Raw genomic sequence first — 26,047 nt, 5'->3', positions numbered from 1 at the left:
CTTTTCCTGAACGTTACCACCGAATGACCCTGCTAACCATAAGTTAAAATAGGTGTCGCCTACAGAACGTCAGCAATTGTCGCGCAGCATGATGCAGAATTTTTAGCTGGAAAAATGGGGTTTATCGCGCAAAATGTATAAATAAATGGCAAAGGAATCGATGTTATATAACGCGAGGGCCGAATTTCGCACCATTTGCGGTTTACGAAATCCGGCTTGGGATTAGAAAAAGTAATGGAATTTATGGCATGAAATTAGATTATTTCAGCTGAAGCTCTTTGGTTTGTAACCACTCGGGTAAATCGTTCAGCCCCATTGCCTGACGCAGCAGCTGCGGCTTCACGCCGGGCAGGGAATCGGCCAGCGTTAACCCAATGTCGCGCAGCAATTTTTTGGCCGGATTATTGCCGGCAAACAGTTCGCGGAAACCTTGCATTCCCGCCAGCATCACCGCCGCGCTGTGTTTACGTTTACGTTCAAAACGACGCAGATACATGTGCTGGCCAAAATCTTTACCTTCGCGTTGCAGGCGTTTGATTTCAGAAGCTAATTCAGCAACATCCATAAAGCCAAGGTTGACGCCCTGCCCTGCGAGCGGATGAACGGTGTGCGCCGCGTCGCCAATCAGTGCCAGACGTTGGGCAGCAAAACTGCGCGCATAACGGCCGGTCAGCGGGAAGGTTTGGCGCTCGCTAACCACTTCACACACGCCTAAACGCAGGTCAAAAGTGCTCGACAGAATTTTATTGAATTCGGCATCGGACAGCGCAGAAAGGCGCTCGGCTTCCTCGGGCGACACGGACCAGACAATAGAAGAGAGATTCGCATCGCTCAGCGGCAGGAACGCGAGAATGCCTTCGCCGTGGAATACCTGTCGTGCCACAGATTGGTGCGGCTCGTCGGTGCGAATTGTCGCAACCAGTGCATGATGGCGATAATCCCAGAAGGTCAGCGGGATATCCGCGTGCTGGCGCAGCCACGAATGCGCGCCGTCGGCCCCGACTACCAGCCGCGCGGTGAGCATGCGGCCATCTTCAAGATTGATAAAGGCTTCGTTTTCGCCCCACGCCACGTTTTTCAGCTGTGCGGGAGCAAAAATCTCGATGTCATTCAGCTGCTCGGCGCGCTGCCAGAGAGCCTGATGAATCACCTGATTTTCGATAATGTGCCCGAGATGGCTGAATCCGTAGTCGTCGCTGCGAAAGGCAATTTTGCCAAAGCTGTCGCGATCCCACACTTCCATGCCCTGATACGGGTTGGCGCGCTGGGCAATAATCTTGTCCCAGGCTCCCACATGTTGCAGCAAACGCTCGCTGGCGGCGTTGATGGCCGAAACGCGAACGCCCGGAATTTCAGGTAAAGGCGCGTCATCGGGCTGTTGGGTTTCGAGTACCGCAATACGCAGGCCGCTGCCGTGAAGGCTACAGGCCAACGCCAGTCCTGTCATGCCGCCACCGGCGATAACCACATCAAAAGATTGCATAATTTATTTCATTCCTGTCATTTTCTGCGGTCGAGCTGGACCTGTCGAAGCGCCTTCAGCGTTCTGTCCAGCCCAGCGTGCGGCGGGTAAAAGCGTCGCGCAGAGGCGGGATTCGCTCCATCGCCATCAGTCCGAGATTGCGCCCGGTCACCAACGGCGTATAGCGATTGGCAAACAGTCGCACGAGTCCGTCGGTGATATTGACGGTGGCGCGCTGATCGGGCTGGCGGCGCTGCTGATAACGGCTCAACACTTGATAACTGCCGATATCCTGCTGCTGTCGCCACGCCTCGGCAAGGGTTTCGCTTAAGGTCATCACGTCGCGCAGGCCGAGATTAAAGCCCTGACCGGCGATCGGATGCAGCGTTTGCGCCGCGTTGCCCACCAGCGCGAGACGATGGCTGATATGGCCGCTAGCCGTTAATAAGTGTAAGGGATAACTTTGGCGCGCGCCGGTTTGCTGCATTTTTCCGAGCCGCCAGCCAAAGGCCTGTTGCAGCTCGTCGAGAAAACGTTCGTCACTCCAGCTATTAATTTCCTGCTGTTTTTCAATCGGATGGCACCAAACCAGCGAGCTGCGGCCTTTTGACATCGGCAGCAGCGCCAGAGGACCGTGCTCGGTAAAGCGCTCGAACGCGCGGCCTTTGTGCGGCAGCGCCGTGGTGATATTGGCGATAATGCCGACCTGATTGTAGCTTGCGCGCTGCCAGCGAATGCCGCAGGCCTGCGCCAGCCTCGAGTTTGAACCGTCGGCGGCGACCAGCAAATCGGCCTGCAAGGTTTCGCCGTTATCGAGCGTTACGCTGGCGCTGTTAATGTCGCGCTTAACGTCTACCACGCGCGCAGGACAGTGCAGATGCACGCCCGGCGCGTGAGTCAGCATTGTAAACAGCCGTTTTCCGGCGTCGTGAAGCTCAACGACCTGTCCTAAGGCTTCAACGCCGTAGTGCTCGGCATTCAAATTCACAAAACCGGCGTGGCCGCGATCGCTGACATGAATGTCGCCGATCGGCGTGGCGCAGCTCGACAGCGCAGACCAAACGCCGATACCCGCCAGCTGCTGACAGGTGCCCTGCGCGAGCGCGATGGCCCGCGCGTCAAAGCCCGGATGAGTAAAATCTTTCGGGGAGGTTGCCTCGATTAAATGAATCGGCAACGCGCCTTTCGTTAGCGAAGAGACCGCCAGCGCCAAAGTTGCACCGGCCATTCCGCCGCCCACAATAATCATGCTCATGAGATTATCTTGCCGCCGCCATCAGTGCTTCAATATCGTCGGCCTCTTTCACCACGTCGCCGGTCAAAATTTCAATCCCGGTTTTGGTGATGACAATATTGTCTTCAATTCGAATGCCAATGCCGCGATAGGCTTCCGGGACATCGGCGTCGGGCGCGATATACAGGCCGGGTTCGACGGTCAGCACCATGCCGGGTTCGAGCGTGCGGCTACGATCGGCGGTGCCGTAATTGCCGACGTCATGCACGTCCAGCCCGAGCCAGTGTGACAGGCCGTGCATAAAGAACTGGCGATGGGCCTGCGCGGCGATCAGCTCGTCGACTTCACCTTTCATCACGCCAATTTTAACCAAACCTTCAACCATCACGCGGATAGCGGCTTCGGTCGCTTCCTGAATGCTGCGGCCCGGGCCTAAAATCTCCAGCGCCTTGTATTCGGAGGCCAGCACGATGTCGTAAATCTCGCGCTGGGCGGGCGAAAATTTGCCACTCACCGGGAAAGTGCGGGTGATATCACCGGCATAGCTCTGATATTCGCACCCCGCGTCAATCAGCACTAAATCGCCGTTGCGCAGCTCCGATTCGTTCTCGGTGTAGTGCAGAATACAGGCGTTCTCGCCGCTGCCGACGATGGTGTTGTAAGACGGCGTGCGCGAACCGTGACGGCTAAATTCGTAATGAATTTCGCCCTCCAGATGATATTCGAACATCCCTGCGCGACAGGCCTGCATCGCGCGAGTGTGTCCTTTAGCCGTAATCTGGCCGGCTCGGCGCATCACGGCGATTTCATTCGGCGACTTAATCAGGCGCATTTCATGCACCCACGGCCGCCAGTCGATCATGGTGGCAGGCGCCGAAAGATTCTGGCGAAAACCGTGGCGCAGTTTTTCCATCGCCCGATTAACTATCTCATCGGCGTAGTCATAATAGCCCTGCGCGTGATAAACCACGTCCAGCCCATTCAGCAGCAGGTGCAGCTGCTCGTTGATATCGTCAAAAGGTAATGCCCGATCGACGCCAAGACGCGCAGGCGCGGCATCTTGACCAACACGACGGCCAAACCAAATCTCGGCGGTCAAATCACGCACGCGGTTAAACAGCACGCTGTGATTATGATTGTCGTCGCTTTTCACCAGCACCAGCGCGGCTTCAGGTTCGTTAAAACCGGTCAGATACCAAAAATCGCTGCTTTGGCGATACGGATATTCGCTGTCAGCGTTGCGGGTCGCCTCGGGTGCAGCAAAAATAATGGCCGCACTTCCGGGTGCCATTTTGGCGATAAGCGCCTGACGACGCGCCTGAAACTCCTGATGAGGAAGGGTCACTGTTGTCATCACCTGCTCCTGAAATTGGCTGTTATCCACGTTTATCGGGCTTTTCGTTGTTATTTGCGGCTAAGGTTTTCGCCTAAAAGTTTTTTCGACTGCTGAAACTTTTGACTGCTGAAACTCAAGCTTAGTGCAAGGTGCGGTGATTTTCGGGCGCCGTTGGGTGACTACGGCTGAATTCGCCGAAGCACAGGATAGCCGCCACGCGAACGTATTCGACCACCTCTTCCAGTGACTGGGCCAGCACTTCCTGGTCTTCGTCATCTTCGTAGCCCAACTGCCCGATGCTGCGCAGGTCGTCGATGGCTTCGCCCACTTCGCCTTTCACTTTTGCCAGTTTTGGCTGCATCATGCCCAGCCCCAACAGGAAGTGATTGACCCAGCCTGCCAGCGCATCGGCGCGCTCAAACACGCTGGTATCATCGCTTGGCATCAGCATTTTGAATTCGAAACTGTCATCTTCCAGCGTGTCGGCGGTGACTTTTCGGAGTTGTTGAAGCACTTCCGCCAACGGGTGACCAAAGGCCATGCCTTCGTTGGTCAGGTCATGGACCTGCGTAATCCAGCTACCGTCGCGGTTGCCGCCACACAGTAAGCCACTGATAAGGCCGTGCATTTCAGCCGCGGTTAACGCCACTGACTGCTGTTTAAGGTTCTGATTCAGCGAATCATAGTTTGGGTAGGTATTCTCAATAGACATGCGCATTCGCCATCGTTGGCTGGTTAAGTTCGTGTTATGCTACCACCAAGGCAAGTCTCAGTACCAGATTCGCTAGCTATGCGGCATGATTAACGACGTTGCAAATCTGGGTTGAGGTATATATAGTTGCGCCCGCTTTCGATGTCCTGCGTCTCGTCGCAGTGTTGCAATCGAGGGTCGGCGAATAATATGGCAGGAAGGTGGCATGTCTGCACAACCGGTAGATATACAAATTTTTGGTCGCTCATTAAGAGTAAATTGTCCGCCAGAACAACAAGAAGCGTTGAACATGGCTGCCGAGGATCTCAATCAGCGGTTGCAAGATCTTAAAGTTCGCACTAGAGTCACAAATACAGAGCAACTAGTATTTATCGCGGCATTGAACGTGTGTCACGAACTTGCTCAAGAACGCTTGAAAACTCGCGATTATGCCTCCAATATGGAACAGCGTATTCGGATGTTGCAACAAACCATCGAGCAGGCTTTGCTCGAACAAGGACGCATCACAGAACGTGAAGGGGCGCCTTTCGAATAAGTCAAGCTATTGAATTTTATCTCGTTATATGAGATAGTAGCTTCACAGTAAGAACACAAAATTTCTCTGAGATGTTTGCCAGCGGGCCCGTCCCCTGAGCCGATAATTAGTACCAACAGAATGTGATGATCCGCAATCGGTGCGCATGCTCGGTCCGCCGAGAAGCCTAAAGATTGTGACTGAACGTTCACCTTGAACCATGGGTTCAAGGGTTACAGCCTGCGGCGGCATCTCGGAGATTCCCCTTTTATCTCCCGCTTTATCTTCTCTGGTTTTCGCTATGTCCTCTTCAGCACAGTCCTTTACCGGTCAACATGCGCTGCTTAGACAAGCCTTGCGTACCGAAGTACGTCAGCGCCGAAAACAGCTTACCCAGCAGCAACAGCACGTTTTTGCTCTTCAAGCCGCGCAGCGCATTGCACTTCATCCTCGCGTTCAGCAGGCTGAAACACTCTCTATTTTTCTCTCTTTTGATGGTGAACTTGATACCGCGCCGCTTATCGACCGACTGTGGCAAGAGGGCAAAAAACTCTACCTTCCCGTTTTGCATCCAACCAATCCCGGCCATTTGCTGTTTGTTCGCTATCAGCCAGAGACCAAATTAGTGCGGAATCGTCTGAATATTCTTGAGCCAGCCCTCTCGCAAAATGAGGCGCAAGATGAGATGCAGAGTGAAATGCTGCCGCTTGAACAGCTAGATATTATGTTTACGCCGCTGGTGGCGTTCGATTCGCAGGGGCAAAGACTGGGAATGGGCGGCGGATTCTATGACCGCACGCTGGCACATTGGCGCGAGCACGGCCCGTATCCAATAGGTATTGCGCACGATTGTCAGTGGGTAGAAGCCTTGCCGGTCGAAGAGTGGGATATTCCGCTGCCCGAGATTTTAACGCCGAGCAAAAGCTGGAGCTGGGACAACTGATTTTGTAGTTAAAAACGTAAAAAGGGCATCTTTCGATGCCCTTTTTTGATCCTGCAAAAGAAGATTGCTAAGGATTAGTACAGCAGACGCGCACGGATAGTGCCCGGGATAGCCTTCATCAGCTGGAGCGCGGTGTCTACGGTTTCGATATCGGCTTCAACGTCGATAACCACGTAACCGACTTCAGGGCTGGTTTGCAGATACTGCGCGGCAATGTTGATGCCCTGCTCGGCGAAGATCTGGTTGATGCTGGTCAGCACGCCCGGACGGTTTTCGTGGATGTGCAGCAGACGGCTGGCTTTGTCGCTGTGCATTGGCAGCGACGCTTCCGGGAAGTTGACCGCAGACAAAGTAGAACCGTTGTCTGAGTACTTCGCCAATTTACCGGCCACTTCAAAGCCGATGCCTTCCTGCGCTTCCATGGTCGAACCGCCGATGTGTGGCGTCAGGATCACGTTGTCGAATTCGCACAGCGGCGAGGTGAACGGGTCACTGTTGGTCGCTGGCTCTTCAGGGAATACGTCGATAGCCGCACCGGACAAGTGCTTGTTGCGCAGCGCGTCGCACAGGGCTGGAATGTCGATAACCGTGCCGCGTGAGGCGTTGATGAGCAGCGAGCCTGGTTTCATCTGCGCCAGCTGCTCGGCACCAATCATATCTTTGGTGTTGGCAGTTTCCGGCACGTGCATGGTGATCACGTCGCTGGTATTCAGCAGTTCGTTCAGGCTGGCAATCTGCTGCGCGTTGCCCAGAGGCAGCTTGCTTTCGATGTCGTAGAAGTAAACCTTCATGCCCAGACCTTCGGCCAGAATGCCCAGCTGCGTACCGATGTGGCCATAGCCGACGATACCCAAACGCTTGCCACGGGCTTCATACGAACCCACCGCCAGCTTGTTCCAGATACCGCGGTGCGCCTTGGCGTTGGCCGCCGGAATGCCGCGCATCATCAGCAGCATTTCGCCCAGCACCATTTCAGCAACAGAACGGGTGTTGGAGAACGGCGCGTTAAATACCGGAATACCGCGCTTGGTGGCGGAGTTCAGGTTCACCTGATTGGTACCGATACAGAAACAACCGACGGCAACCAGTTTTTCGGCGGCGGCAAAGATCTCTTCAGTCAGTTGGGTACGGGATCGAATTCCGACGAAATGGGCATCACGGATGGACTCTTTCAGCGCTTCGCTATCCAGCGCCCCTTTATGAAACTCAATATTGGTATAACCCGCGGCGTGAAGCGTGTCGATCGCGCTTTGATGGACACCTTCCACCAGCAGAAACTTAATTTTGTCTTTTCCGAGTGATACTTTTGCCATTTCCCGACCCTACTATTTATTCATACCGGCAGTAACGCATACCGAAAGTTATTCATGCTGAATGCAGACTTCAGAAGTCACTGCTTGAAGCAGTTCACAGTCAACATAACAAAATTTTAGCGTCGGGCAATACAAACGATTGCCTACCCGATAGCACAAGCCCTGATCGCGCCCCTGATTTTCAGCACGTAACGCTTACAATGCAGAATAATATGGAGGTAAACATTAAAACGGCGTCATTGTGTGACATAAGTCACCAAATTCGCCGCTTTGAAGAAAAGATGATTCAGGCTGAAAATTATCATCTTCATAACATCAAATTATGACCAGGGAGTGAAATAGATCGTGAGCTTATCGTCGACGCGTTAATTCATGTCCGTTTTGCTACGGCTTGACCACTTTTACGCCTTCCGAGGTGCCGACAAGCGCGATATCAGCGCCGCGATTGGCAAACAGGCCCACGGTGACCACGCCGGCAATACTGTTGATTTTATTTTCGAGCGCGATGGCGTCGAGGATTTCAAGATTATGCACGTCGAGGATCACGTTGCCGTTGTCAGTCACCACGTTTTGACGATACTCGGGCAGGCCGCCTAATTTGACCAGCTCACGCGCCACGTAGGAGCGCGCCATCGGGATCACTTCCACCGGCAGCGGAAATTTACCCAGCACGTCGACCTGTTTGGTGGCGTCGACGATGCAGATAAACTTGCGTGAAATCGCGGCGATGATTTTTTCGCGGGTAAGCGCTGCGCCGCCACCTTTGATCATCTGCATGTGACCGTTAATTTCGTCTGCGCCATCGACGTAAATATCCAGCTCGTCGACTTCGTTGCTGTCAAAAACGTGAATGCCGTAACTCTTCAGCTTGGCGGTAGAGGCGTCCGAGCTGGAAACCGCGCCTTCAATCTGATGTTTTATCGAGGCTAATGCATCAATAAAATGCGCGGCCGTGCTGCCCGTGCCGACGCCAACGATGGTGCCCGGCGTAACGTAGTCCAGCGCTGCCCAGCCTACCGCTTTTTTTAGTTCATCCTGAGTCATAATATTTTCTCTTGTAAGATAGCTCTTTGAATATAGCTCGGTGGATATAGAAAGGAGTCATCAAGTTCTGACTAGTATAAAGCAAGACGCGAGCGGAGCCGTAGCCGATAAACAGAAGATTTTGTGCGCCACAAATTTCGCGGAACTGTGGCATAGTGTCTGAATATGTGTGAATCCCGAACGAGCCAAGGAATAGATTTTCGATGAAACGCCCAGACTATAGAACGCTGCAAGCGCTGGACGCTGTGATCCGTGAACGCGGTTTTGAACGCGCGGCCCAAAAGCTGTGCATTACCCAATCCGCCGTTTCGCAACGTATTAAACAGTTGGAAAATTTATTCGGCCAGCCGCTGCTGGTGCGGACCGTTCCGCCACGGCCAACCGAACAGGGTCAAAAACTGCTGGCGTTGCTGCATCAGGTAGAGCTGCTCGAAGAAGAGTGGCTGGGAAGCGACAATATTAATGATAGCAATGACACGCCTCTTCTGCTGTCGCTGGCGGTAAACGCCGACAGTCTGGCAACCTGGCTGTTACCCGCGCTGAAATCCGTGCTGGTCGATTCGCCTATCCGCCTGAATTTGCAGGTAGAAGATGAAACGCGTACGCAAGAACGTCTGCGTCGTGGCGAAGTCGTCGGTGCGGTGAGTATTCAGCCGCAGCCGCTGCCGAGCTGTCTGGTCGATCAACTGGGCGCACTAGATTACCTGTTTGTCGCCTCGAAAGGTTTCGCCGAACGTTATTTCCCGAATGGCGTCACCCGCTCGGCGCTGCTAAAAGCGCCCGCCGTCGCCTTCGACCATCTCGACGACATGCATCAGGCCTTCTTGCAGCAGTATTTCGATTTGTCGCCGGGCAGCGTACCTTGCCACATCGTTAACTCCTCGGAAGCCTTCGTGCAGCTGGCGCGTCAAGGCACTACCTGCTGTATGATCCCGCATTTGCAGATCGAAAAAGAGTTGGAAAGCGGCGAGCTGATCGACTTAACGCCGGGCCTGTTGCAACGCAGGATGCTGTACTGGCACCGTTTTGCGCCAGAGAGCCGCATGATGCGCAAGGTCACAGACGCGCTTCTTTCCCATGGGCACCAAGTCCTGCGCCAAGACTAAAACTCTTCATCTTTCAAACTACAGGGGTGTTGGCTGCTTTCGTGGATCTCGGTCACTTAGTTAGCTAAGCTCCCAAGATCCACTCACTTGCCGCCTACCTGTAGCTCGAAATCTATAGAGTTTTGCTTTGGTGATGCTGGATAAGTATTTGCTTTATTTAGGCGCGTCGCCGTTTTTGAGTTCAAAGATTACGTCGACCTGATCGTCGAAGTGAATGCTTTGCTGCTCGTAGGTTTGCGCGGCGTCACTTTGGCCCGCGGCGTCGGCGGTTTTATACATTCTGGCAACCGGCATCGGCTGATAGTTGGCGACGTGGTAGCGGATGCTGTAAACCTGTCCGAGCTGGCTGTGGAAGCCTTCTGCCAGCGCTTTTGCCTGCTGGGTCGCGTTATCAATGGCCTTTTGACGAGCCTGATCGCGATAGGTATCTGGGTTGGCAACGCCCAGTTCGACAGCACGGATTTCGTTCAGACCTGATTTTAATGCGCCGTCGAGCAGCTCGTTGAGTTTATCAAGCTGGCGAAGCGTTACCTGCACCTGTCGTACCGCGCGATAGCCTTTCAGCACGCTGCTGCCATCTTTCAGATAATCATATTCCGGCTGGGTGCGCAGATTGGCGGCGTTGATGTCTTTCTTGTCGATATTATTCTTTTGTAAAAACGCAAAATATTCGGCGACGCGCTGGTCAGCCTGCTTTTTGGCAGACGCCGCGTCCTTCGCGGAAACATTGACTTCAATGGCGAGCGTGGCGATGTCTGGAACGGCATCGACGCTAGCTGTACCTGACGTTACCACATGCGGACCCGCTGGCACTTCGGCAGCCTGAAGCGCAGCAGGTAATGTCCCTAATCCCAACATGGCGGCCATAGCCAATGCTTTCAATTTCACAGTGTTTCCCTCAGTCATCTGGTGAGCTAACACCCTAGCATAGTCAATTGCCAACGAAATAAGATTAGTGACAAAACGTAAGCAAATTCTTGGAAACACCTCACAAATTCAGGTTTTGCAGCGCAAGTTGCAGCGCGATTCCCCACATCACAATGCCAACCACCAGGTTAATCGCGCGCTGTGTTTTGCCTTTGTTTAACCACGGTGAAAGTAACGCCGCCAAAATCGCCAGCCCAAAAAACCAAAGCGTTGAAGAGACGACCGCGCCGAGTGCGAACCACGAGCGTTCATCGCTGGCGAGGCGTCCGCCCAGACTGCCAAGCACGACAAAAGTGTCGAGATAAACGTGCGGATTGAGCCAGGTCACGGCCATCATGCTGCCTACAATTCGCCAGCGACTCTGCACCATAACCTTTGCTTCGGATAACTGTGGATTGGCCGCCAGCGCGGTGCGAAACGCGCCCCAACCAAACCACAGCAGGAAGGCGACGCCACCCCAGCTAACGATAAATAGCAGCGTCGGATAACTGTCGAGCAGCGCGCTGCCGCCAAATATTCCGGCGCAGATCAGTGCGATATCACTAAAAGCGCACAGCGCGGCAATCATTAAATGATACTGGCGGCGGATGCCCTGATTCATCACAAAGGCATTCTGCGGCCCGATAGGCAAAATCATCGCGGCACTCAGCATCATTCCCTGCAAGAAAATAGAAAACATGATCCTTCCTTAAAACATGGGTCACTAGAGATAATGAGCCGAAGTGTAAGGCAAGGTAATCATTAGAGGAAATTGATATTACTTATTGAGCATTAGCCTAACTAATGAAGACGAGGCTTTTTTCTTGATAAAAAAACCGACTTAATTTAAATAAAACCGTTTTTAAAAATTTATGCTTACTGATAAAGAATTAAAAATAAATACTAAAAACATATTTTTAACTTTAATCATAAAAAGTTTTTTAATTGAAAGATGTTTTGATAATCCACTTCACAAGCCTTTAATAACCTCAGCGAGTAAAACTTGGCGGTCTAAAAAATAGCTGACGAGATAAAGCTACGCATAACAAATAGGCTGCTCAGCGGCATTATTTATTTTTAGGATATTAAAGAGATAATAAAAAAGAATATGAAAAAACTCGTTAAGCTTTCAGTTATTGCCATCACAACCTGTTCTGCATTTTACGGTGCAAATGCTTTGGCCACCCATAACAATACTGCCTTGCCAACATATTCAGCTGAAATAGCTGCAAAAGAGGCTAACGCGTTGCCTATTGCCGATGCGGGTAAGGACCAAACTAAACTTAAGATAAACGGTTGGCCGGGTAACAAGAATCTTCTTGATGGCAGCCTGAGCAAGAATGCTGTTTCTTATCATTGGGAAGTGCTTCACAGTACTGTTCCAATGGAACTGGCATCCGGTGGCGAAGGTCCAATAAAAACCGGAAAATCGATGAACGGAAAAACGGTTTTTGCTCAAGTAAAAAAGGGAATTAACCCGCCAAGTGTCTCTCAACAAAATGAAGCTATTTTTAAACTTTCCGTCACCAATAAAGAAGGTAAAACGTCTTCTAGCCAGGTAAAAATGATTTTTGCTGCGGCAACGGCAAATATCGAGGGCAGCCGAGTCATTACGCAGGGTAAGCCGCTCAATGTTTCACTCAAAAGTAATATCACAGGTAATGTGAAATATATTTGGGAGATTTACGCTAAAGATGCGAATCACTCATTAGTTCAATATGTCAGCACGACGCCAGAATTCACCTTCGATACGGCGAGGATAGCAGCAGGCGAATACCAACTGTATGGCAACATTATGAGAGGCGTAGGCAAAGACTTTGTAGCGGTTAAAAAAATCGAAAAACTGACTATCTTAAAAAGAAACGTTGAATCTATTTGAAGACAGTACAAGGACTGGTCGGCTTATCACTTATAAAGTATGAGCTAAAAAATAGTAGAAAGTAAAACGCCCTGAAATCAGGGCGTTTTTTCGAACTTATCAGAATTTATGAACTTACCAAAAGTTAGTCTGCTTTGGTCAAAGCAACTTTAGCTTCTGCATTTTTGGCTTCTGCTTCTTTGGCATCGGCTTCTTTGGCTTCGGCGCTACGGAACAAATGCACGTCCATCTGCGGATAAGGAATGCCGATACCGTTGGCATCCAGCGCTTCTTTAAACTGCTCCAGCAGGTCCCATTTTACGTTCTGCGAGTCGCCGTTGGTGGTCCAGTAACGCACCACGAAATCCAGCGTCGAGGCACCCATTTCGTTCATGCGGACAACTACACCTTTATCTTTGAGAATGCGCTCATCGGCATTGGCGAGATCACCTAATACCTGCTTCACCTTGGCAATTTCGGCATCATAGGAAACGCTGATGATGAGGTCGGTACGGCTGGTCGGTTCGCGTGAATTATTGGTAATGTTGCCGGCAATAATCTTACCGTTTGGCACAACAATGACTTTGTTATCAGGCGTTAGCAGCGTAGTAGAGAAGATTTGCACGTGAGTTACCGTACCGGCTACACCGCCCAAATCAACATACTCACCCGCGCGGAACGGACGGAAAATAACCAGCAGCACGCCCGCCGCGAAGTTCGACAGCGAACCCTGCAAGGCTAAACCTACGGCCAAACCGGCGGCACCGATAACGGCGATTACCGAGGTCGTCTGCACGCCGATACGGCCCAGCACGGCAATCAGCGTGAAGGCGATAATGGCGTAACGCACCAGCGCCGACAGGAAGTCAGAGACGGTCAGGTCGATGCCACGCAGGTGCATCACACGGCTTACGCCTTTAGAGACCGCTTTTGCGACCATCAAACCGACGATCAGGATAAAAATGGCGGCCACGACATTGACCGCATAATGAATCAGTAATGCCTGATTTCTGGCTAACCACGTTCCGGCACTTTCCAGGCCATTCACCACGTTTAAATCTTCCATTCAACACACCCTAGCAAGCAATAATAAAACCAGACATTCGTGCAAAAACGCACAAAGAATGATGCCCAAGCCCATAAGGGTAACCAAGATTTCCCTTAACTGCCAACTTAGCCGGTCGTGTTGCACGCTTTTCAGACATTGTTGAGAGGCTTATCGACGATTGCAGAAGGCGTTTTAAATGCCTGTAGCGGACCTCTTCCAGAGAGAGTAAAAACAGACAGCAAGGTAAAGGCCAGCGCGATAAGTCCGAGGATCAAATAGGTGCCGTGGAAACCGACTTTGCCGTACATGTCACCGGCAAACACTGACATAAACATCATCGCTACCTGTTTGAAGAAGCAGAAACAGACCAGATAAATGGTGGCCGAGAAGCGTACTTCAAACACGGAGGTAATGTATTTGAAACAGCCAACAATCAGGAAAGGAATTTCAAACATATGCAGCGTTTTCAATAGCACCACTTCAACCGGCGTACTGGCGAACGAGGAGCCGATAATGCGAATCGACATAATGGCACCGGCCAGCAGCAGCGCATTTTTGCCCCCAATCCGGTTAACGATGGCGGGAGCAAAGAACATAATCAACGCATTAAGTAGTTCGCCTAACGTGGTGATGTAGCCGAAAACTCTCGTTCCTTCACTTGGGCTGCTGAAAAACGAGGTAAAGAAGTTGGCAAACTGCTGGTCGAAAACTTCATAGGTGCAGGAAACGCCCACTACATAGAGTCCGAGATACCACAGTTTTTTGTCTTTCAGCAGTTCCGCCGCGAGACGCAGGCTGAAAGGTTTGGAATTAGCCCCCAGTTCATTGGCAACTCGCGCGCTGGAGCCGACCGCCGGTTTGGCAATCAGCAGCAGAATCGCCAGAATGACGGCACAGCCTGAGCCTAACCAAAACACAAACTGATTATTAATGGTAAACATGATGCCAACGACCGAGGCGCAAATCGCCCACCCGACGCAGCCGAACATTCGCGCACGACCAAATTCAAAGTTGCTGCGACGGCTTACCTTCTCGATATAGGCCTCAATTGAAGGCGCGCCTCCGTTATAGATGAAGCCGAGATAAATACCGCCAACAATCGAGCCAAGCAGAATATTGGTTTGCAGCAGCGGGCCGAACACGTAAATAAAGAACGGCGCGAACAGCACCAGCATGCCCGTGATAATCCACAAAAGATGTTTTTTCAGGCCGAGCTTGTCTGAAAGCAGCCCAAATACGGGCTGAAATACCAGCGAGAAGAAAGAGATACAGGCAAAGATGATCCCGGTATCGCTCTGGTTTATGTGGTTGATGTCGTGCAACCAGATCGGGAAAAAGGGAAAGTAGGCACCCATGATGAAAAAGTAGAAAAAGAAGAACAGCCCAAACGTCCAGAAATTAGTATTTTTTATATAATTCATCTGCAAATCCTCAGCCTCAACGGCTGCCGCACCTCATGTACGGCAGCGTATCTCTCTTTTACGCCGACTTGTTAAGCGTAGCGGACTGACGCGACCAGCTCAGTGAATAGCGGTATTCATGGGCGGTCAGTAAAAATTCCGGGCTAACGCTCGGACTCCAGGAATCATCACCGCCGATGCCCATGCGGAAGGCATCGAGGTTGAGCCACGTGCCCTCTTCCTCTTTAAGAAGGTGGCGATGACTGGTGTCCATGAGTTGACGCAGGCTGTATCGGCTCAGGCCAAAGGCGAAATCGCCCTGCCATTGCCAATCGCCATAGCCGAGTTCACGCGTGCCGCCGCGCGAACCGTTTTCCGACGGGAAGACGTAAGGCGTATAAAGCTGTTCGAGCGGCAGATCCCAACGCGAGAACTGCGCGGCAAGTTGACGATCGGGATAGTTCTCGTGCGGCCCCAAGCCCAGCCACGTCGCCGATTCGGCCACCTGACGCAGGCAGCAGGTCAGCCCGATACGCGCCGGAGAAGGCAAATCGCCCGCAACCTGAACCTGCACGTCAATCTGCAATTCACCCTGCGGGCTAATGCGATAACTTTTACGGCTGATCAGCGCCGCGCTCTGCGAGGAATGTTTAGAAAGATAGGCGTGAGCCGTGTTGACGACAATCGCGTCAGCCTGCTGATGAGTCTCGAAACTCAACAGTTGGGTGTCGAGTTCATACATGCCGGCCGTTTTCCAGCGTTCTACCCACGCATTCGGGTCGATACGCGTCGCTTCGCTGACGCCGATATCATTGTCCAAAGGCGCACGAACGAACTGATCGTTTAGCGGCGAAAGCAGCTGCGGTTCATCGTTTTGCCACCACTGCTCGAGCAGACCGGTGTGGCGATTGAACAACCAGCGCTGATCGCCCGCCGTGACTTCAACCGATCCGTCACGTGTCTGCTGCATGGCAGCGGTGCTTTGATAACTCGCTGATTCAGCTGGCAATGATAAGGCACGCGGCAACGGCCATTGCTGCCACGCGGTGCGGTGCCCAGCTGCGGACCACGGCGTTTTTTCGGGCTGAGTCACGTCAAGATTTAGCCACACGTCGCCGGGTGCGCTAATCGCCGGATAGTCGCCTAGCGTGATGCGCTGACTGCCTTTCGGCGCGATATCCAGCGTAATTTCGCCCTGATAAATGGCCAGACCGTCAAGCTCGATGCGCCAATTCAGCACCTCGTTGTCGGTGTGGCGGAACAGGTAATCGCTGTGAACCTCAACCACCAGCGGCTGCTGGCTGACCAGCGTAAAGTGGAAGAACTGCTGCGCGCGCTGCGCTTCAAACAGGGCCGGATGTGGCGTGCGATCCTGATATACCAAGCCATTCATGCAGAATTGGCGGTCGTTGGGCTTATCGCCAAAATCGCCGCCGTAGGCTGAATAGCTCACGCCGTCATCGGTGGTGCGGGTCAGGCTTTGGTCGACCCAATCCCAGATGAATCCGCCCTGCAAACGCGGATAGTCGCGGAATGCCTGCCAATATTTGTCGAATCCGCCGAGGCTGTTGCCCATCGCGTGGGCGTATTCGCAAAGGATCAGCGGACGCGTTTCATCCGGCATGCCGATCCATTTTTTAATCGACCATTTTGGTACCGCCGGGAAAGGCTGGTCCTGATCGACACGCGCATACATCGGGCAAATAATATCGGTTGCCGCAGAGTTGGCCCCGCCGCCTTCGTACTGCACCGGACGCGTCGGATCGGTAGATTTTATCCAGCTGTACAGCGCGTCGTGGCTCGAGCCGTGTCCGGATTCGTTGCCCAGCGACCAGATGATGATGCACGGATGATTGCGATCGCGCTGAACCATGCGGGTTACGCGCTCGCTAAAGGCGTTGAACCACTGTGGATCGTCCGACAGGCGATTCATCGGCTGCATGCCGTGAGTTTCAATGTTCGCCTCATCAACCACATAGAGCCCGTAGCGGTCACAGAGCTTGTACCACAGCGGATGATTCGGATAATGCGAGCAGCGCACCGCGTTGAAATTATGCTGCTTCATCAACAAGATATCTTGCAGCATGGTCGCTTCGTCGATCGCCTGCCCTTTCTCGGGATGATGCTCGTGACGATTAGTGCCGCGAATCAACAGCGGTTGGCCGTTCAGTTTTAACAGTCCCTGACTGATTTCAACCTGACGGAAACCGACGTCAAATGCTTCGGCCTCGAGCAGGTTTTCATTTTCATCCAGCAGCGCAATGACCGCGCGATAAAGGTGCGGCTGTTCGGCGCTCCACAGTAGCGGTTTTGCCAGCGGCAGGCGCAGCGTGACTTTCTCTGCATAAGCGCCGCGTTCGTCGATAATGTCGCTGCCAACCGATTGAATAGCTTCGGCAACTTTGCTGTCGCCCTGCCATAGCTGAACCTGAACTTTTAACGCCGCCAGCGAATCTGCAGGCGCGCGTACAGCAATGTTGGCTTCAAGCTCGCCCAAGGTGAAGTTGGCGTGCAGATGTGTTCGCAGCTGTACGTCGGCAAGCTGTATTTCAGGTTTGTGCAGCAGGCTGACATCACGGAAGATTCCGCTCATGCGCCACATGTCCTGATCTTCCAAGTAGCTGCCGTCGCTCCAGCGCAGCACCATCACCGCCAGCCGATTGCTGCCGGATTGCAAATAATCGCCCAGATCGAATTCGGCAGGCAGGCGGCTATCCTGTGAATAGCCGACCCAGCGGCCGTTGCACCATAAATAGAAAGCCGAATTTACGCCGTCAAACACGATCCGCGTCTGGCCGTTATCCAGTAAATCTTGATTAACATCGAATGTGAGCGAGTAACATCCCGTTGGGTTTTCTTCAGGTACGAAAGGCGGCATGACGGGGATTGGATACTGTACGTTGGTATAAATCGGCGCGTCGTAGCCTGCCATCTGCCAGTTTGAAGGCACAGTGATGTCATCGGCAGAAGAGAGATCGGCCTCAAGCCATTCGGCAGGCACGGCTTCAGGACGGGAAAAATAGCTAAATTTCCACTGGCCGTTAAGGCTTTTCAAGCTCGCCGAAGGCTGATCTTCTTTAGCTTGCTCGACGTTACGCCAGCTTTGAAAAGGAGGATGCGCAGGCAGGCGATTGACCTGTGTGCAGACTGGATTCTCCCAATCGCGTCGCGCCAGCACGCTTTTCAGCGAACTGTTCGCCTTGTCGTAAACAGCTTTCATAAACTTTCCCCGTAAAATGTTATGCGCTCACATTAATATTTTAAAAATGGGGCTTAAGGGAGGTTAAGTAAAGAAAGCAGCTTTCAGAAGGCGACGGGGATCACAAATTCAAGGGCAGAAACGCACGCAAAGGCTTAAAGCTGTTCAAGTTTGCGCGCGATAACTTTGAGCTGATCGGCGAGCGTGAGCGCAGAATCCGCCAGCGCGTTAGGTGCGGCGGTGGTTTGACGCAGCTTTAGCGTGGTGTGCAGTAAAAGTGATTCGGCGTGGGTTTGTTGGGGATGTTGCAATGCTTGCACCATCCGGTTCACGCTTTCGCGCCCGCTCAGGCGAAAATCCTGCGCAATGGTGGTCAGCGGCGGCTGAAAATAGGCGCTATCTTCCGTGTCGTCATAACCTACCACTGACAGCTGCTGCGGCACGTTGACACCACTCTGATGCGCGGCGCGCAGGACGCCGAGCGCCATCTGATCGTTGGCGACCAGTATCGCCGTCGGTCGCTGCGGTTGGTTCAATAACTCAAGCGCCAACTGATAACCCGAGGCGGAACTCCAGTCGCCGTGCAGCACGGTAAAAGGGTCGAGCTGATTTTCAGACAGGCCGCCGAGCCAGCCTTCGTAACGCAAACGCGCCGAAACCGACTCCAGCGGACCGGTTAGCAAGGCGATGTCGCGATGCCCCAAATCGAGCAAATGTTCCAGACCCTGTCTTGCGCCCTCAAGAGGATCAAACAAAATGCTGAACAGATTAGCCTGCGGATCGACGTCTAAAAACAGCACCGGCAAATTCCCGCAGCACTGTTTTACTTCGTGCGCGTTTCCCGTATCCAAAGGCACGTTGATCAAAATGCCGTCGACGCGCTGGGCAATCAGTTCGTTAACCGCCGCGCGACAGGATTGCAACTGCAAATCCTCGACCATTGAAATCACCACGTGATAGCCAAGTTGGCTGGCGCGACTTTTAATGGCCGAAGCGCCCTGCGACGGAGCGTTGAGGGCCAGATTGGTACTCGCCAAGCCCAGCGTAAAACTGCGTTTTCCGGCCAGCTGCTGCGCCATGCGATTCGGCACATAGTTCAGCTCGCGCATGGCGGCCTCTACCCTTTCCCGCGTTTTTTCAGCAACCTGCGCGGCCTGATTCAGCACGCGCGACACCGTCTGATAAGAGACACCAGCGTGGCGAGCAACATCATCGAGCGTTACGGATTTTGGCTTATTCAACGGCGGTATCCTGAATCGGTAGAGGGAAAGCAAGGGCTGATAATAACAGATTTCTTGGCTGGTCGAGCAACCCGTAGAGCTTCAACCCTCACCTTGCACCAATTTGGGTCAGCATCAGTCGTTTACGCGTCATTAACTGCTCACTTCGCGCACAATAACCCTTTTTTAAGCACAGAATTGGTAAGTCCGTTAGCCGAGGTGCGTATTTCACGCATTATCGATAAATATATTTACTGTTAATTATCAAATAGTTGACTTAAAAACCTTTCTTTACAGCTATTTAATGGCCCGAGAATTGCTAATTCAGCAGTAGAAAACAGTTTCACTCTTTGGGGAAAATTAATGGACGCACAACACGCAGAAGGTCAGCTAAAAAGAGGGTTAAAAAACCGTCACATTCAGCTGATTGCGCTCGGTGGCGCTATCGGCACGGGCCTGTTTCTTGGCATCGCGCAAACCATCAAAATGGCCGGCCCGTCCGTGCTGCTAGGTTACGCGGTCGCGGGCATCATCGCCTTTTTCATCATGCGACAGCTGGGTGAAATGGTGGTTCACGAACCGGTTGCAGGCTCCTTCAGCCATTTTGCCAATAAATATTGGGGCAGTTTTGCCGGTTTTACCTCAGGCTGGAACTATTGGGTGCTGTACGTGTTAGTCAGCATGGCGGAACTGACCGCCGTCGGCATTTATGTGCAATATTGGTGGCCCGAAATTCCAACCTGGGTTTCTGCCGCCGTGTTTTTCGTCGCCATTAACCTGATTAATATGTCCAGCGTGAAGATTTACGGCGAGGTCGAATTCTGGTTCTCAATCATTAAAGTGGCCGCCATTGTGGGCATGATTGCTTTCGGCGCGTGGCTACTTGCCAGTGGCAAAGGTGGTCCGGAAGCCAGCGTAGCCAACCTGTGGCAGAACGGCGGCTTCTTTCCGAATGGCGTGAAAGGATTAGTCATGGCGATGGCGGTGATCATGTTCTCGTTTGGCGGCCTTGAACTTATCGGTATTACCGCCGCCGAAGCCGACAATCCAGAAAAGAGCATTCCGAAAGCCACTAATCAGGTGATTTATCGTATTTTGCTGTTCTACGTAGGCGCGCTGGCGGTGCTGTTGTCGCTGTATCCGTGGCAAAAAGTGGTCGAAGGCGGCAGTCCGTTTGTACTTATTTTCCATGCACTTAACAGTAATTTGGTCGCCACCTTGCTCAATGCCGTGGTGCTTTCGGCCGCGCTGTCGGTCTACAACAGCTGCGTTTTCAGCAACAGCCGCATGCTATTTGGTTTGGCAAAGCAGGGTCACGCGCCGAAAGCGTTGATGAAAGTGAATCGTCGTGGCATTCCGTTTAATGCGCTGAGCGTCTCGGCGTTGATCACGGCGCTGTGCGTGCTGCTCAACTATTTAATGCCGGGCAAGGCGTTTGAACTGCTGATGTCATTGGTGGTGTCGGCTCTGGTGATCAACTGGGCGATGATCAGTATTACGCACCTGAAATTCCGTCGCGCTCTGCACACGGTTAATCAGAAAACCCGTTTCCCAAGCCTTGCTTATCCGTTTACTAACTATCTCTGTCTGGCTTTTTTGGCCGCCATTTTAGTGATTATGTTTATGACGCCGGGCATGCAGATTTCAGTGTGGTTGATTCCCGTTTGGCTGCTGATGCTTGCCGTGGGCTATCAATTCAGGAAGAAGAAAAATATCGCGCTAACGGGTAAGATTGCCTAACCTCTCCACCTATAAAACAGAGCTAAAATGAAAAAAATATTACCTTTGGTTTTACTGCTTGCCGCAGGAAGCGCTAGCGCCGAGTCTCATTTACAAGGCGTCGTTAAGCAAGGCACGCTGAATGTCTGCACCACCGGCGATTATAAGCCTTACACCTTTCAGAAGCCCGATGGCAGCTATGAAGGCATCGATATTTCAATGGCCGAATCGCTGGCGAAAAGCCTGGACGTTAAGCTTAATCTGGTGAAATCGACCTGGAAAACGCTGACGCCGGATCTGGTCGCCGGAAAATGTGATATTGCGATGGGCGGCGTGTCCGTCACCTTGCCTCGTCAGCAGCAGGTCTATTTCGCCGAAAGTCTGGACGTCGACGGGAAGATCCCGTTTGTGCGCTGCGATGACGTGAAAAAATATCAAACGATTGAGCAAATCAATCAATCGTCAGTGCGCGTTATCGAGCCCATCGGCGGCACTAACGAAGCGTTTGTTCACGCCTATCTGCCTGAAAGCAGTCTGATTTTGTCACACGATAATGCCGGTATTTTCCAACAGCTCGCCGATAAAAAGGCGGACGTGATGATTACCGATGCCTCGGAAGCGCTGTATCAGAAGAAATCGCATCCTTCGCTTTGCGCGGTAAATCCTGAAAAACCCATGCAGTACGGCGAAAAGGCTTACATGCTGCCGACCGATGATATCACCTGGAAACTGTATGTTGACCAGTGGCTGCATCTGGCGCGCGCAACGGGCGAGTATCAGAAAGTGGTGGCAGGCTGGCGTTAAGTGAATCGGCGCTTATCGATTACGATTAGCTAAAATTTGCCAATAAAAAGGGGCCATCAAGGCCCCTCTTTCATTTCTCAACGCCGACTGCTTTCGCAGACAGAGTGATTACAGACGATCAACGTCGTTCAGTTCCTGGAACGCCTGTTCCAGACGCGTCACCATGGATGACTGTGCAGAACGCAGCCAAACACGTGGATCGTAGAATTTCTTGTTCGGCTTGTCTGCGCCTTCCGGGTTACCCAGCTGCGCCTGCAGATACGCTTCGTTCTTTTTGTAGAACTGAAGAATACCGTCCCAGTTAGCCCACTGAGTATCAGTATCGATGTTCATTTTGATAACACCGTAGCTGATGGACTCTTTGATTTCGGCAGCAGAAGAACCTGAACCACCGTGGAATACGAAGTCCAGGGAGTTGTGCGGCAGGTTGTGTTTCTTGCTGACGTAATCTTGAGAATCACGCAGGATAGTTGGGGTCAGTTTCACGTTGCCTGGCTTGTACACGCCGTGAACGTTACCGAAGGAAGCAGCGATAGTGAAGCGTGGGCTGATAGCGCTCAGTTTTTCATAAGCGTAATCAACGTCTTCTGGCTGAGTGTAAAGCGCAGAAGCGTCCATGTGGCTGTTATCAACGCCATCTTCTTCACCGCCGGTGCAACCCAGCTCGATTTCCAGCGTCATGTCGATCTTGGCCATACGCGCCAGATACTTGCTGCAAATCTCGATGTTTTCTTCCAGTGGCTCTTCAGACAGGTCAATCATGTGAGAAGAGAACAGTGGTTTACCGGTTTGTGCAAAGTGTTTTTCACCCGCGTCCAACAGACCGTCGATCCATGGCAGCAGTTTCTTCGCGCAGTGGTCGGTATGCAGAATAACCGGCACGCCGTAGTGTTCAGCCAACAGGTGAACGTGCTGTGCGCCAGAGATTGCGCCCAGAATAGCGCCGCCCTGTGGAACGTCAGTTTTTAAACCTTTACCGGCGATAAAGCCAGCGCCACCGTTGGAGAACTGAATGATGATTGGGCCTTTTACTTTCGCAGCGGCTTCCAGCGCGGCATTGATTGAATCAGTGCCCACGCAGTTAACAGCAGGAAGAGCAAACGCGTTCTCTTTGGCGATAGCGAAGACTTTCTGAACGTCATCACCAGTGATCACACCAGGTTTTACGAAATCAAAAATTTTAGACATATTACGTTGTCCTGTTTCGTCGGTCGTAGATGGATTGAATCGGATTTAAAAAAATAGAGCGTGGGCAGACGATATCTCATCTGCCCTGGATTATTACTTTTTAGCACGCGCTTCCAGCATCGCAACGGCTGGCAGCTCTTTCCCTTCAACGAACTCGAGGAATGCGCCGCCACCGGTGGAGATGTAGGAAATTTTGTCGGCAATACCGAACAAGTCGATGGCTGCCAGAGTGTCGCCGCCGCCCGCGATAGAGAATGCATCGCTATCGGCAATGGCATGCGCCACAATTTCGGTTCCTTTACGGAAGTTAGGGAACTCGAACACGCCAACCGGGCCATTCCACAGAATGGTTTTGGCGTTTTTCAGGATCTCGGCCAGACGCTGTGCAGACACGTCGCCCATATCCAGAATTTGCTCTTCGTCTTTGATATCGCTGGTCGATTTCACCGTGGCCGTTGCCGTTTCGGAGAATTCGGTAGCCACGCGAACATCGGTAGGCACTGGAATATCACAGGTTTCGAGCAGTTTTTTGGCGGTGTCTACCAAGTCTGCTTCATACAGTGATTTGCCCACGTTGTGACCCTGCGCCGCGACGAAGGTGTTAGCGATACCGCCGCCCACAATCAGCTGATCGGCAATTTTAGACAGCGCGTCGAGCACGGTCAGTTTGCTTGAAACTTTAGAACCGCCCACGATAGCAACCATCGGACGTGCCGGATTACCCAGCGCTTTGCCCAGTGCTTCGAGCTCGGCCGACAGCAGCGGACCGGCACAGGCGATAGGGGCAAATTTGCCTACGCCGTGCGTTGAAGCCTGCGCACGGTGTGCAGTACCGAAAGCATCCATGACATAAACGTCACAAAGTGCTGCATATTTTTTAGACAGGGTTTCGTCGTCTTTCTTTTCGCCTTTGTTAAAGCGAACGTTTTCCAGAACAACCAACTCGCCCTCAGCAATATCAACGCCGTCCAGATAATCTTTCGCCAGACGCACTTTAGAACCGAGCTTGTCTTTCAGGTAGTTAACCACAGGCAGCAGAGAAAACTCTTCGTTGTACTCGCCTTCGGTTGGACGACCCAGATGTGAGGTCACCATCACGCGCGCACCCTGCTTCAGGGCGGTTTCGATGGTTGGCAAAGAGGCACGGATACGTGCATCAGACGTCACTTTCCCGTCTTTAACCGGTACGTTCAGATCCGCGCGGATCAATACACGTTTACCTGCTAAATCCAGATCGCTCATCTTAATTACAGACATGGTGAATCCTCTCGTTGATTCTCTTTAAAGTTGCTTGAGGGCGCAACGGCCAAAGCCGCGTGACCTTTCTAGAAACCGCTTTCGGACATCGCCAGAGTCGTGTCGAGCATTCTGTTCGCGAAGCCCCATTCGTTGTCGCACCAGACCAGAGTTTTGATCAGGCGCTGACCGCTAACCCGCGTCTGCGTGCCATCGACGATGGCGCTGTGCGGGTCGTGGTTAAAATCAGTAGAAACTAATGGTAGTTCGGTATAGTCAACAATACCACGAAATGCCCCGTTCGATGCCTTTTGCAACAGCTGGTTAACATGCTCTACATCAACCTTTTTGGAAACAAAAACGCTGAGGTCAATGGCGGTCACGTTGATGGTTGGCACGCGCACCGAGATAGCTTCGAAGCGGTCGCAGAACTTGGGCATAATGCGGGTAATACCGGCCGAGAGCTTGGTATCTACGGGAATAATTGACTGGCTGGCCGCGCGGGTTCGACGCAAATCGGAGTGATAAGCATCGATTACCGGCTGGTCGTGCATCGCGGAATGGATGGTGGTGACGGTGCCGAATTCGATGTCGAACTCGTCGTCCAGCAGTTTAATAATCGGAATAATGCAATTGGTGGTACAGGAAGCGTTGGAGACGATGCGGTGCTGGCGTTCCAGGAGGTGATGATTCACGCCGTAGACGACAGTGGCATCCAGATCGTTCCCGCCCGGGTGCGCAAAGAGGATTTTCTTCGCGCCGGCGGCGAGCTGGGCTTCTCCATCTTCGCGACTGCCGAACACGCCGGTACAGTCGAGAACCACGTCGATGCTTAATTCGCCCCAGGGTAAAAGGCTGGCATCGGGTTGATGGAGCAAGCGGATGGTATCATCGCCAACGGAGAGCACGTCGCCTTCCTGACGCACGTCCCAGGCAAAGCGGCCGTGGCTGGAGTCATATTTCAGCAGGTGCGCCATCCCTTCGGGACTCGCAAGCTCGTTGATTGCCACGACGCTGATTTCTGCCCGGCGGCCAGATTCGTATAAAGCGCGCAATACGCTACGGCCGATGCGACCAAAGCCATTAATTGCGATACGTATTGGCATACTTCTCCCTGTTACACGGTTGTTACCCAATTGCGGTAACCCTATAGTAATGCAGTGCGCCTTTGCGGTGAATCCTCATCACAGCCTCTTTATTGCATTTCGGAATGCAATACCCAACTTTAAACCTTACACGTTAGCGGGGTTTTAGCGACATTCGCTGGAATAACGATAACTGAAACGGTTCAGCTGAGCATAAACCAATATTCTGACAAAGTGAATAATTGAATTAAAAATGCTGCTTCCTTTAAACGACTGCTTTATAAATGGTCAAAAAGGTCTGTTTTATTCGGATTTCAGTCCGGTTTCGGGCGGGGAGATCTTACTTTAAAAGGGATTTAGGGAATTTGATACTAATCAAGGTTGCGGGAAATTGGGAAATAACGAGTTTATCTTTTTAATTTCAAATTTTTTTAAGTTCAAGTTCAAGTTCAAGTTCAAGTTCAAGTTCAACTGCATGCGCTTCGCTTACTGCGCGGCGGCGCAGACCGCTCAAAGAGGCACAGTCGGGTTTAGATTTGAAAATCTAACAGCAAACTTTTAAATTCAAATTCAAATTCAAATTCAACTGCATGCGCTCCGCTTACTGCGCGGCGGCGCAGACCGCCCAAAAGGTATGCCAAGGTGCACTGAACCCCAGATCCTGGACACTTCCAGAATCTGAAGGGTTACCATTATGAAGCATCCAGTCTCACTGCGGCT

At 52.2% G+C, this 26,047-nt stretch carries 21 protein-coding genes and 1 other RNA gene; 7 read left to right on the top strand and 15 right to left on the bottom strand.

The window, feature by feature from the left end; translation table 11 throughout:
* Positions 1-259: 259 nt before the first annotated feature.
* The 4 genes from ubiI to SC206_RS11820 all read right to left on the bottom strand — a co-directional run bounded on the left by ubiI (position 260) and on the right by SC206_RS11820 (position 4,744).
* Positions 260-1,483 carry an FAD-dependent 2-octaprenylphenol hydroxylase gene (gene ubiI, locus SC206_RS11835; RefSeq protein ID WP_332737431.1) on the bottom strand — a complete coding sequence of 408 codons (1,224 nt, stop codon included), beginning with the start codon at positions 1,481-1,483 and terminating at the stop codon, positions 260-262.
* Positions 1,484-1,538: 55 nt separating this feature from the next.
* The gene (gene ubiH / locus SC206_RS11830; RefSeq protein ID WP_332737430.1) at positions 1,539-2,717 is read right to left on the bottom strand and encodes a 2-octaprenyl-6-methoxyphenyl hydroxylase; all 1,179 of its coding nucleotides are present in this window, start codon (positions 2,715-2,717) and stop codon (positions 1,539-1,541) included.
* A gap of 4 nt (positions 2,718-2,721) precedes the next feature.
* Positions 2,722-4,050 carry a Xaa-Pro aminopeptidase gene (gene pepP, locus SC206_RS11825; protein ID WP_332737428.1) on the bottom strand — a complete coding sequence of 443 codons (1,329 nt, stop codon included), beginning with the start codon at positions 4,048-4,050 and terminating at the stop codon, positions 2,722-2,724.
* A gap of 121 nt (positions 4,051-4,171) precedes the next feature.
* Positions 4,172-4,744: a YecA/YgfB family protein gene (locus tag SC206_RS11820; protein ID WP_332737426.1), complete on the bottom strand. Its 573-nt coding sequence runs from the start codon at positions 4,742-4,744 to the stop codon at positions 4,172-4,174.
* A gap of 205 nt (positions 4,745-4,949) precedes the next feature.
* Here SC206_RS11820 and zapA point away from each other — a divergent pair, with 205 nt between their 5' ends.
* The 3 genes from zapA to SC206_RS11805 all read left to right on the top strand — a co-directional run bounded on the left by zapA (position 4,950) and on the right by SC206_RS11805 (position 6,201).
* Entirely contained in the window at positions 4,950-5,279 is a 330-nt protein-coding gene (gene zapA / locus SC206_RS11815) for a cell division protein ZapA (RefSeq protein ID WP_009637913.1), read from the top strand.
* Positions 5,280-5,339: 60 nt separating this feature from the next.
* Positions 5,340-5,522: non-coding RNA, 6S RNA (gene ssrS, locus SC206_RS11810), on the top strand.
* A 37-nt stretch (positions 5,523-5,559) separates the two neighbouring features.
* Entirely contained in the window at positions 5,560-6,201 is a 642-nt protein-coding gene (locus SC206_RS11805; protein WP_332737419.1) for a 5-formyltetrahydrofolate cyclo-ligase, read from the top strand.
* Positions 6,202-6,275: 74 nt separating this feature from the next.
* Here SC206_RS11805 and serA read toward each other — a convergent pair whose 3' ends face one another.
* Positions 6,276-7,514, bottom strand: a complete 1,239-nt coding sequence (serA, locus tag SC206_RS11800) for a phosphoglycerate dehydrogenase (RefSeq protein WP_332737417.1) — start codon at positions 7,512-7,514, stop codon at positions 6,276-6,278.
* Positions 7,515-7,898: 384 nt separating this feature from the next.
* A complete protein-coding gene (gene rpiA / locus SC206_RS11795) occupies positions 7,899-8,558 on the bottom strand; it encodes a ribose-5-phosphate isomerase RpiA (RefSeq protein WP_332737414.1) in 660 nt (219 codons plus the stop codon).
* A gap of 203 nt (positions 8,559-8,761) precedes the next feature.
* On the opposite strand from rpiA, the gene SC206_RS11790 reads away from it, so the two are divergent.
* Positions 8,762-9,664 (top strand): LysR family transcriptional regulator ArgP, encoded by a 903-nt coding sequence (locus tag SC206_RS11790; RefSeq protein WP_332737412.1) that lies wholly within the window; start codon positions 8,762-8,764, stop codon positions 9,662-9,664.
* A 153-nt stretch (positions 9,665-9,817) separates the two neighbouring features.
* Here the strand turns inward: SC206_RS11790 and SC206_RS11785 are convergent, their stop codons facing one another.
* Together SC206_RS11785 and argO are read right to left on the bottom strand one after the other, a co-directional pair.
* Positions 9,818-10,552, bottom strand: coding sequence for an oxidative stress defense protein (locus SC206_RS11785; RefSeq protein WP_332737410.1), 735 nt, complete (start codon positions 10,550-10,552; stop codon positions 9,818-9,820).
* 100 nt (positions 10,553-10,652) lie between these two features.
* A complete protein-coding gene (gene argO, locus SC206_RS11780) occupies positions 10,653-11,270 on the bottom strand; it encodes an arginine exporter ArgO (protein ID WP_332737408.1) in 618 nt (205 codons plus the stop codon).
* A gap of 408 nt (positions 11,271-11,678) precedes the next feature.
* On the opposite strand from argO, the gene SC206_RS11775 reads away from it, so the two are divergent.
* A complete protein-coding gene (locus SC206_RS11775; RefSeq protein ID WP_332737406.1) occupies positions 11,679-12,449 on the top strand; it encodes a hypothetical protein in 771 nt (256 codons plus the stop codon).
* 124 nt (positions 12,450-12,573) lie between these two features.
* Here the strand turns inward: SC206_RS11775 and mscS are convergent, their stop codons facing one another.
* The 4 genes from mscS to SC206_RS11755 form a co-directional block, all read right to left on the bottom strand.
* On the bottom strand, positions 12,574-13,494 hold the full coding sequence (mscS, locus tag SC206_RS11770) for a small-conductance mechanosensitive channel MscS (RefSeq protein ID WP_332737404.1): 921 nt from the start codon (positions 13,492-13,494) through the stop codon (positions 12,574-12,576).
* A 131-nt stretch (positions 13,495-13,625) separates the two neighbouring features.
* The gene (locus tag SC206_RS11765; protein WP_332737402.1) at positions 13,626-14,897 is read right to left on the bottom strand and encodes an MFS transporter; all 1,272 of its coding nucleotides are present in this window, start codon (positions 14,895-14,897) and stop codon (positions 13,626-13,628) included.
* Between the two features lie 58 nt (positions 14,898-14,955).
* Positions 14,956-18,096: a beta-galactosidase gene (locus tag SC206_RS11760; RefSeq protein ID WP_332737400.1), complete on the bottom strand. Its 3,141-nt coding sequence runs from the start codon at positions 18,094-18,096 to the stop codon at positions 14,956-14,958.
* Positions 18,097-18,230: 134 nt separating this feature from the next.
* Positions 18,231-19,316, bottom strand: a complete 1,086-nt coding sequence (locus tag SC206_RS11755) for a LacI family DNA-binding transcriptional regulator (RefSeq protein ID WP_332737398.1) — start codon at positions 19,314-19,316, stop codon at positions 18,231-18,233.
* Positions 19,317-19,658: 342 nt separating this feature from the next.
* Between SC206_RS11755 and SC206_RS11750 the strand changes: the two genes are divergently transcribed.
* Positions 19,659-21,035: an amino acid permease gene (locus SC206_RS11750; protein ID WP_332737396.1), complete on the top strand. Its 1,377-nt coding sequence runs from the start codon at positions 19,659-19,661 to the stop codon at positions 21,033-21,035.
* Positions 21,036-21,062: 27 nt separating this feature from the next.
* Positions 21,063-21,818, top strand: a complete 756-nt coding sequence (locus SC206_RS11745) for a transporter substrate-binding domain-containing protein (protein ID WP_332737394.1) — start codon at positions 21,063-21,065, stop codon at positions 21,816-21,818.
* A gap of 108 nt (positions 21,819-21,926) precedes the next feature.
* Here the strand turns inward: SC206_RS11745 and fbaA are convergent, their stop codons facing one another.
* The 3 genes from fbaA to epd form a co-directional block, all read right to left on the bottom strand.
* Positions 21,927-23,006 carry a class II fructose-bisphosphate aldolase gene (gene fbaA, locus SC206_RS11740; RefSeq protein WP_332737392.1) on the bottom strand — a complete coding sequence of 360 codons (1,080 nt, stop codon included), beginning with the start codon at positions 23,004-23,006 and terminating at the stop codon, positions 21,927-21,929.
* A 93-nt stretch (positions 23,007-23,099) separates the two neighbouring features.
* On the bottom strand, positions 23,100-24,263 hold the full coding sequence (pgk, locus tag SC206_RS11735) for a phosphoglycerate kinase (protein ID WP_332737390.1): 1,164 nt from the start codon (positions 24,261-24,263) through the stop codon (positions 23,100-23,102).
* A 68-nt stretch (positions 24,264-24,331) separates the two neighbouring features.
* Positions 24,332-25,348, bottom strand: a complete 1,017-nt coding sequence (gene epd, locus SC206_RS11730; protein WP_332737388.1) for an erythrose-4-phosphate dehydrogenase — start codon at positions 25,346-25,348, stop codon at positions 24,332-24,334.
* Between the last annotated feature and the right edge of the window lie 699 nt (positions 25,349-26,047).

Origin of the sequence: Rouxiella sp. T17 (assembly GCF_036663475.1) — a bacterium.
GTDB lineage: Bacteria > Pseudomonadota > Gammaproteobacteria > Enterobacterales > Enterobacteriaceae > Rouxiella.
Note: the sequence above shows the minus strand (reverse complement) of the source record. Positions and strands in the feature narration are given on the sequence as shown.